Origin of the sequence: Adlercreutzia aquisgranensis (genome assembly GCF_943193145.1) — a bacterium.
Taxonomy (GTDB): domain Bacteria; phylum Actinomycetota; class Coriobacteriia; order Coriobacteriales; family Eggerthellaceae; genus Xiamenia; species Xiamenia aquisgranensis.
On the sequence record NZ_CALPDA010000004.1, the window covers coordinates 202,256 to 210,001 of the forward strand.

Consider the following 7,746-nt stretch of genomic DNA (forward strand, 5'->3'; position numbering starts at 1 on the left):
AGCTACCTCCTTTCGGGACACGAGAGGAACGAGCACCAGCTGCACGGGGCGCCTCCTCGGGGCCTGGGCGCGACATCCCCCGCGCGCATTCCGCGCAAAGCGACTTCGATGCGCCGCTCGACCTCGTCCAGCAGCTCGTGGAAACCGGCAACCTCTAACGCCTCGGCCGCATCGCCGAAGACCCCGCATTCCGTGCCCTTCACGCCGGGGATGTCCGCCTCGCCGATCGCCTGCGGGTCGTAGGCTCCCACGGCGCAGGCCCTGCCAGCCGGCTTGCCGTAGGGAACGTACAGCGCCCCGACCACGTCAAGTCCCGTCATACGGCGGACCACCTGCGCATAGACGAGCGCCTGAACCCTGTGAGGGAGCACGAGCTCGCCTCCCTGCGCCTCGGTGCCGCCGGCCGCCGTCGCGAAAGGAGAGCAGCTCGCCAGGCAATGCTCCGGCTTCGCCGAGCTCTTGTAATCGATGACCACCGCCTGGCCGCGCTCGTTCACGTCGACGCGGTCGATGCTCCCGCGGATCAGGCACCCGGCGTAGGTGAAGGGCTCCTCCGTGCCGAACGGAAGCTCGAAGTAGCGCGCAGCGAAGCCGGGCAGCATGCCGGCCTCGCGCTCGAGGTAGGACAGCAGGCGCCTGCGGAGCAGCTCCACCTCCTCGCGCTCGAGGGAATCCAAGGCGATAAGCGGGCAATCGGAGGGGCCGAGGGCGGCCTGGGCGGCCAGCCGCTCGTCGAAAACCTCCTGCAGAACCCTTCGGGCCGCAGGGAGGCTCTCGCCGTCGACCGCGCAAATGCCCCGGCTGCCAAGGCGCTCGAACGTACGCCGCAGCACGTCATGGGCGAACGTTCCCGTCTCCCGCGCGCCGAACTCGGCATCCAGGGAGTCGAGTCTGAGACGTCGCTCGGAAAACCATTTCGCCGGGCACTCGAGGTACGTCTCGACGGCCGACGGCGAGAGCAGGAAGGTCCCGTCCGGCCCCACAGGACAGAGGGCCGAGGGCGCCCGGTCGGTGTCGACGAGCGAGAACGGGTCGCGCTGGGGGAGAACATGCAGGGCAAGGCCGGCATCCTGCGCCGTGCCGTAGGCGTAACCGGTCAGGGATTCCTCGACGGCGCCGCGGCAGAACGGTCCCAGAACGCGCGGAAGGCCCGTGGCCTTGTCGTCCGCAAAAAGCGCGACCTCCCCGTCTTCGAGCTCGAACCCCATGGGGCGGTATCCGTCGGCGATCTCCTCCCATGACACCGACGGGTACGACTCCGAGGCGGATTGGTCGAAGCGGGGGCGCTCGAGAACCACGCGGTCGCAGGCGGTCTCCAGCGCGCGGAACACCATGCGCCTGTGCTCGCCGAGCGCGTCGGGGCGGTTCTGGTGCAGGCCGAGCTTCTCCGCCAGCAGGCTGACCGAGTCCTCCGACGCTTTGACCGGGTAGGACGATGCGCTCATGTCGCACAGGACAAGCATTCCGCAGCTGCATGGCGCCATCGCGCTCGCCTGCTTCAGGGACGTCACCACCACGGCAGGGTCATCCGCAGCCCCCTCGCCGCCGGAGCATCCCGAGAAACCAACCTTGACGCGGCGGAGCAGATCGATGCAGCAAAGCGGGTCGGCCTTCGCGTCTTCGCACAGCGAGAAGAACGACTCGGCGCTGCTGCATGCCGCCGCCATGGAGCGACGATGCGCGGTGGAACCCGAAGCATCCAGCCTGGCAACCGACCGCAGGACGGCCAGAGCCCCGCCGTAGTTGCCGGCCGACAGGCATGCGAAAAGCGGCTGCAAGTCGGGGTTGCACCCGACAAGATCGCCAATGACGGCCTCGCGGTCCGCAAGCCTATCGGCGCGCCAGCGCGCATCGAGCTTCGAGGCGTCGAAGAGGCTCGCCCCGGAAAGCGGGGACAGCGCGAAATCGGACGCGGCCTCCAGCGAGCAGGGCCGCTCCGTCGCGAAATCCAGCAGCGCGAGGAAGCCTCGGCCGAACGCGGTGTCCTCGAAGGCCTGGACTTCGGAGAGCGCGCAGCTTACGGTCGGGTCGGCCCGATTAAGCCACGGAACCAGGCGGCGGTGCATAGCCATGGGGTCCTTCGCGGCGACGACGACCCGGGCCGTACCCGTTTTTGCGCCCGACCTCTCGCCGAGGTAGTCGAGGATGCACTCCGCCACAAGGCGGGCCGAGGCGTAATCCCCCGAAGGCAGCAGGAAGCGGACGGCTCCCCCGGGACGGACGGGCGGCGTCGGCGCGCTCGCGTACAGCCGTCCGAGCAGCTGCTGCAGCTCGGATGCGCGGCGCGGCGACGGGATGGGGCTTTCGTAACCGTAGGGAAAGCGGGCAACGGGCCAGCGAGCCTCCAGCCTGTCCAGGAAATGCTGCTGGCCGGCAGAGGTTGCGAACGAGCCGATAACGGCCACGCAGCACTCGAGGCGATCGTCCGAGGCGACGAGCGCCGCAGCATCTGACAGGTCGACCAGAGCTTCGCCTTCAAGCGCGCTTCGGTATTCCCGGGCATAGCCGAGGGCATCGAGCTCGCGAGACGAAAGGCCGAGACTCTCCGCAGGCTCGACGCCCGTCGCAAGCAAAGCCGGGAGCACGCCCTGCGCGACGACCGAGACCGTCGAGTCGACCTCGCTTGCGGCGCAAGCCGGGCGCCCGGCCGATTGCCGAAGAAGGCGCCGGACCAGAATCTCGCGCAAGGCTCCGTCGACGACGGTCCGACCGTCCCCCAGAAGCTCCCACAGGGACCGCACCCACGACGAGACGGTCTCGAAGCGGACGCCGAAGCCCAGGCCCGCATCGGCAGCCGCCCGACGGGCGAGCTCGACATCGGAGCGGGTGCCGAGCAGCGCGACGAGCTGGGGGGCCTGCTGGCGTTGCAGCCATCGGCATCCGTCCAGCACCGCGTCGGTGAAGCAATGCGCGCACTCAAAGCCCATGGGGCCCCTCCAGCTCGCGGAAGAAGCAGCTCCTCTCCCCGGTATGGCACGCCGGGCCCGCCGGTTCCACCAGCGCCAGCAGCGCATCGCCGTCACAATCGTAGCGAAGCTCCAGCAGCTTCTGGGTGTTTCCGCTGGTAAGACCTTTGTGCCAGAGCTCCTTGCGGCTGCGCGACCAGAACACCAGCTCCCCGCATGCGAAGGTGGCGTCCAGCGATTTTCGGCTCATCCAGGCCATCATGAGCACCTCGCGCGAGCCACCGTCCTGAACTATGCAGGGCACAAGGCCCTGCTCGTTGAAAGCAAGCATGGGATATTCCATACCCTATCCACTCCCCTTTCCGAAGATGCTTAATTATACCCTTGCATCGCGTTGTGTCTTCTGCGATACTAGTACGGCTATTTCGATGCATGTAAATCGACAGCAGCCACCGTCCCCATAGTCTAGAGGTCAGGACGCGGCCCTTTCAAGGCTGAGACACGAGTTCGATTCTCGTTGGGGGCACCACGAACCGCAGGGCAGGCTTTCACGGCCTGCCCTTTTCGTTTCATGGCGTTTCGGCAGGTTTGGCGCTCGCTCGTCCCGCCTTGGGCGCATCGGCCGATCCCTTGCACTATACTGTTGCCCATGACGACCACAGAGACACCGGCTCAGGACGAAAGCGCAGACGCCAGCTCCCAGCAGACCGCACCGAGTAACCCGGTAGACGCTTCCCCGTCGGAGCCCTCCCCCGCACAACCCGCAGCACCAGAGCCGGCAGACGCGCCCCTGGTGCTCGTCATGCACGCCTCGGTGGGTTCGGGCCACCGCAGCGCCGCGGAAGCCATCGCCCAGGCCCTGGAGAACATGCAGCGGGAGCGGCGCGAGGGCCTTGCGACCAGCACCGGCGACGAAGCTGCCGACGCGCTGCTCGACCGTTGCCGCGTAAAAGTGGTCGACGTGCTTGACTTCGGGCGCATCGTGTTCGACGGAAACAAGACAGCGTCGCTGTTCACGGGGGCCACGCGCCCGTTCTACGATCTTACCTGGAGATACACTCTTACCGGACGCCTCCTGTGGGGTGGGGGGACCATCTGGTCGTGGGCCATGTACTCCCCGCTGACGGAGTACATCCGCCAGCAGAAGCCGGCCGCGGTCATCTGCACCCACATCACCGCAGCCAACGCCAGCGTAGCGGCGCGCATGCTCTCCAAGCAGGACTTCCCCATCGTGAGCGTCCCCACTGACTACGAGACCGAGGGGCTGTGGCCGCACCAGGCTACCGACCTGTTCTGCGTGGCCAGCGAGTCCATGGCCGAGACGCTGCGCCCCCGCAAGGTGCCCGACAAGCGCATCGCCATCACGGGCATACCCACGCGCGACGACTTCCGAAAAAGCTACGACTCCGCCCAGACCCGCGCATCCCTGGGGCTGCCTGAGGACAAGCGCGTGGTGCTGGTCTTGGCCGGCGCCTACCTGCCCCGCCCCTACGTGCACTTCCGCGCGGCCATCGACCAGATCGTCCCCTACATGCGCACCATGGACAGGACGCTTCACTTCGTCCTGGTTGCCGGCAAGGACCGCGAGTACGCCGACCATCTGCGCTCATCGCTTTCCGATTTGGGCGTGGAGAACGCCACCGTGCTCGAGTACGTGGATGCCATGGCGGCGCTCATGAGCTCGAGCGACCTGATCATCTGCAAGTCCGGGGGCCTCACGGTGACCGAGTGCCTGTGCTCCCGCTCCCCCATGATCTTGCTGGGGCGCGCCTACGGGCAGGAGAAGGTGAACGTAAACCTGCTCACCTCGCTGGGAGTCGCCATGCACGTGACCACGCCGCGGGAGCTGCTGGACGCCCTGCGCCACGTGTCGCTGAACCCGGAGAGCACCAAGGCCATGCTCGTCAACGGAAGCTTCCTGGCGAAGCCCAACGCTGCACGAGACGTGGTCTCCCGAAGCCTCGCGCTGGCCGCCCGCACGCGCGAGCCGGACGACCCGGTGCTGAAGCGCCACTTCGCCAACTTCTACCTCGGCGGCAAACCGGCCCACATTCGCTGATCGCCCGATCGGCCGCCCTCGCCCGAAAACCAACCGCTCCCATCCCACGAAACGAGGAAACCGTGACCTTCACCGACCTGCCCCTTTCCCCTCTCGCCCTGCAAGCCGTAAGCGACCTGGGCTACGAGAGCCCCACCCCCGTGCAGGCGCAGGCCATACCCTGCGTGCTCGAAGGACGCGACATCATCGCCGCAGCTAAGACGGGTACGGGAAAGACCGCCGCTTTCTCGCTGCCCGCCCTCGACAAGCTGCCCCATGCGGGCAAGGGCCAAGGGCCGCTCATGCTCGTCATCACTCCCACAAGGGAGCTCGCCCAGCAGATCTACGACGTTGCGGGCACCATTGCGGCGAGAACGCACCATCGCGTCGCCTGCGTTGTGGGCGGCGTGTCCCTGGAACCCCAGATCGCCGCGCTCAGAAAGGGTACCGACGTCCTGGTGGCCACGCCGGGCAGGCTCATCGACCTCATGAACCAGCAGGCCGTCGCGCTCTCCCGGGTGCAGGTGCTGGTGCTCGACGAGGCCGACCGTATGCTCGACATGGGGTTCTGGCCCTCGGTCAAGCGCATCGTCGAGCAGACGCCGGCCCAGCGCCAAACGCTTCTGTTCTCGGCCACCATCGACAGGTCCGTTCAGAAATCAGTCGGCACGCTGCTCAAGGACCCGGTCGTAGTGGAGATCGCCAAGCGCGGCGAGACCGCCGATACCGTGGACCAGTACCTCGTGCGCACGCCCCAAGAGGTGAAGCCCGCCCTGCTGAAGGCCCTGCTTGCCGAAAAGGGATCCGAGCGCGTCATCGTCTTCGCCCGCACCCGCTCCCGCGCCGACGCCACCTGCCGGCGCCTGAAGCGCGCAGGGTTTTCGGCCGAGGCGATTCATTCCGACCGAAGCCAGAACCAGCGCCGTCGCGCCCTGGACAACTTCGCCCAGGGGAAAACCGACATCCTGGTGGCCACCGACGTGCTGGCCCGCGGCATCGACGTGGACGAGGTGTCCTACGTGGTGAACTACGACCTGCCCACGCAGCCCGAGGATTACGTGCACCGCATAGGCAGGACGGGCCGCGCCGGCCATGAAGGCTTCTCGGTCTCGTTCGTGACGCCGGAGGTCGAGGACGACCTGCGAGCCATCGAGAAACTGGTGCGCAAACCCATACGGCCCCTTGAGCTTGCAGGCTTCGATATGGACCGAGCCCTTGAGGAGGCCCAGGCAAAAGCCCAGCGGGCGCAGGACAGGAAGGACCCGGAGATCCAGCAGGCCAAGCGCGAGCTCATGAGCCGCGAGCACAAGAAGCAGGCAGCCAAGGAACGGGCCGCCCAGCAGGCAGAGTCGCAGAGGCAGCGGACCCGGCGGAAGGGCGCGAAGCCCGCGCAAGCCGCCGGCCAGGGACGCGATGAGGCGAAGAGGACCCGGGGCGCGAAGCCCGCGCAAGCCGGCCGTCCGACCCAGCAGGGCCGCACCCGGGGTCAGGACATGAAGCCGGGAAGGGCGCATCGCGCCGCCCTTGCGCGCAAGCGCGGGCGCTCCTAGGATCTGCGGCGGTACCGTACAGAGGTGCCCCCGGCGCCGTTTGCTGGTTTCTGGCGAACGAGCGGGCACCCTTCCCTAACAATAAGTCGGAAGGAAGTAGGGGAAGGGGGCGCCCATGCTGATTGCCGTTGCGAGCGCGGGATCGGAGGTATGCACCGAGCAGACAACGCTTGCGGGGTTCATGTGCTACACCGTCGAGCGCGGCATCATCGTCCGCTGCCGGAACTACTCGAGCCCCATCGCACCGGGCGAGTCGTGGGTTTGCGTACTGACGTCGCTGGGGGTCGACACTTTGCTGGTGCACGCCCTCGACCAGGCTGTGCGCAGTCAGATCGAGCGTCAGGGCATCGACGTGGTCGAGGGGTTTTGCGGCAGCATCGAGCGTGCCGTTCAAGCGTACCTGTCCGCCCTCATGCACGGTTGCGACGACGACTACCCGGAGCTTGCGGCCGTCTGACCGTCCTAGTGCGCCGAGACCGGCATCGGGAAAAGAAGAAACCCCGCCCTTCGCAGAGTGAACTGCGTCCCAAAACTTGGACGAATTAGTAAGGACTAAGCTGCTAAGGACTGATTTCGGAATTCCTCCGGAGTCAGTCCTTTCAGTTTAACCTGTCGTCTCCTCGTATTCCAATGAACGATGTAAGCGTCCAGATCTTTCTTGAACTCTTCGAAGGTAGCCCATTTCCGACCCTTGAAGAACTCATCTTTGATATGACCGAAGATCTGCTCGGTAGCCCCGTTGTCGATGCAGTTGCCCTTTCTCGACATGCTCTGCACGATGCCGTGCTCTCTCAGTCGCTCGGCCCAGGCCCTCTGCTGGTATTGCCAGCCCATGTCCGAATGCAGGATCGGTGTCGCGCCCTTCGGCATCCTGGAGAAAAGCTGATCGAGGATATCGTGCTGCTGGGCCATGCTCGCGCTCTTCGACACCGACCACGCTATTATCTCTTTGCTCCCGAAGTCGTATATCGGCGCGAGATAGGCCTTGCCCCACGCCTGCTTGAACTCCGTGACGTCGGTGCCCATCTTCTGCCAAGGGCCCTCCGCTCCGAAGTCGCGCCCCAGCACGTTCTCGAAGGTCTCGCCGACGAGGCCTTTGTACGAATTGTACTTGTGATAGTCGGTTTCGCGGCGGATGCCGCAGCTGATCCCCATCTCGTGCATGACCTTCAACACCGTCTTGTCCGCGATGCGCGCGCCGCGCTCGGCGCGCAGGCACATGGCGATCTGCCGATGTCCGCAGCCGTTGGGA

At 66.3% G+C, this 7,746-nt stretch carries 6 protein-coding genes and 1 tRNA gene; 4 read left to right on the forward strand and 3 right to left on the reverse strand.

What is annotated here, in order from left to right; translation table 11 throughout:
- Positions 1-2: 2 nt before the first annotated feature.
- Together NFR41_RS03890 and hisI are read right to left on the reverse strand one after the other, a co-directional pair.
- Positions 3-2,927 (reverse strand): PD-(D/E)XK nuclease family protein, encoded by a 2,925-nt coding sequence (locus tag NFR41_RS03890; RefSeq protein WP_251230779.1) that lies wholly within the window; start codon positions 2,925-2,927, stop codon positions 3-5.
- The gene (hisI, locus tag NFR41_RS03895; protein WP_285833850.1) at positions 2,917-3,237 is read right to left on the reverse strand and encodes a phosphoribosyl-AMP cyclohydrolase; all 321 of its coding nucleotides are present in this window, start codon (positions 3,235-3,237) and stop codon (positions 2,917-2,919) included. The genes NFR41_RS03890 and hisI overlap by 11 nt, the downstream gene beginning before the upstream one ends.
- Positions 3,238-3,360: 123 nt before the next feature.
- Between hisI and NFR41_RS03900 the strand changes: the two genes are divergently transcribed.
- The 4 genes from NFR41_RS03900 to NFR41_RS03915 all read left to right on the forward strand — a co-directional run bounded on the left by NFR41_RS03900 (position 3,361) and on the right by NFR41_RS03915 (position 6,951).
- Positions 3,361-3,435, forward strand: a tRNA-Glu gene (locus tag NFR41_RS03900).
- A 120-nt stretch (positions 3,436-3,555) separates the two neighbouring features.
- Positions 3,556-4,965 (forward strand): MGDG synthase family glycosyltransferase, encoded by a 1,410-nt coding sequence (locus tag NFR41_RS03905; protein ID WP_251230781.1) that lies wholly within the window; start codon positions 3,556-3,558, stop codon positions 4,963-4,965.
- 62 nt (positions 4,966-5,027) lie between these two features.
- Entirely contained in the window at positions 5,028-6,494 is a 1,467-nt protein-coding gene (locus NFR41_RS03910; RefSeq protein WP_251230782.1) for a DEAD/DEAH box helicase, read from the forward strand.
- A gap of 115 nt (positions 6,495-6,609) precedes the next feature.
- A complete protein-coding gene (locus NFR41_RS03915; protein WP_251230783.1) occupies positions 6,610-6,951 on the forward strand; it encodes a NifB/NifX family molybdenum-iron cluster-binding protein in 342 nt (113 codons plus the stop codon).
- 95 nt (positions 6,952-7,046) lie between these two features.
- Here the strand turns inward: NFR41_RS03915 and NFR41_RS03920 are convergent.
- Positions 7,047-7,746 (reverse strand): IS3 family transposase (locus tag NFR41_RS03920; protein WP_251230784.1); only part of this gene is annotated, 700 nt, incomplete at its 5' end.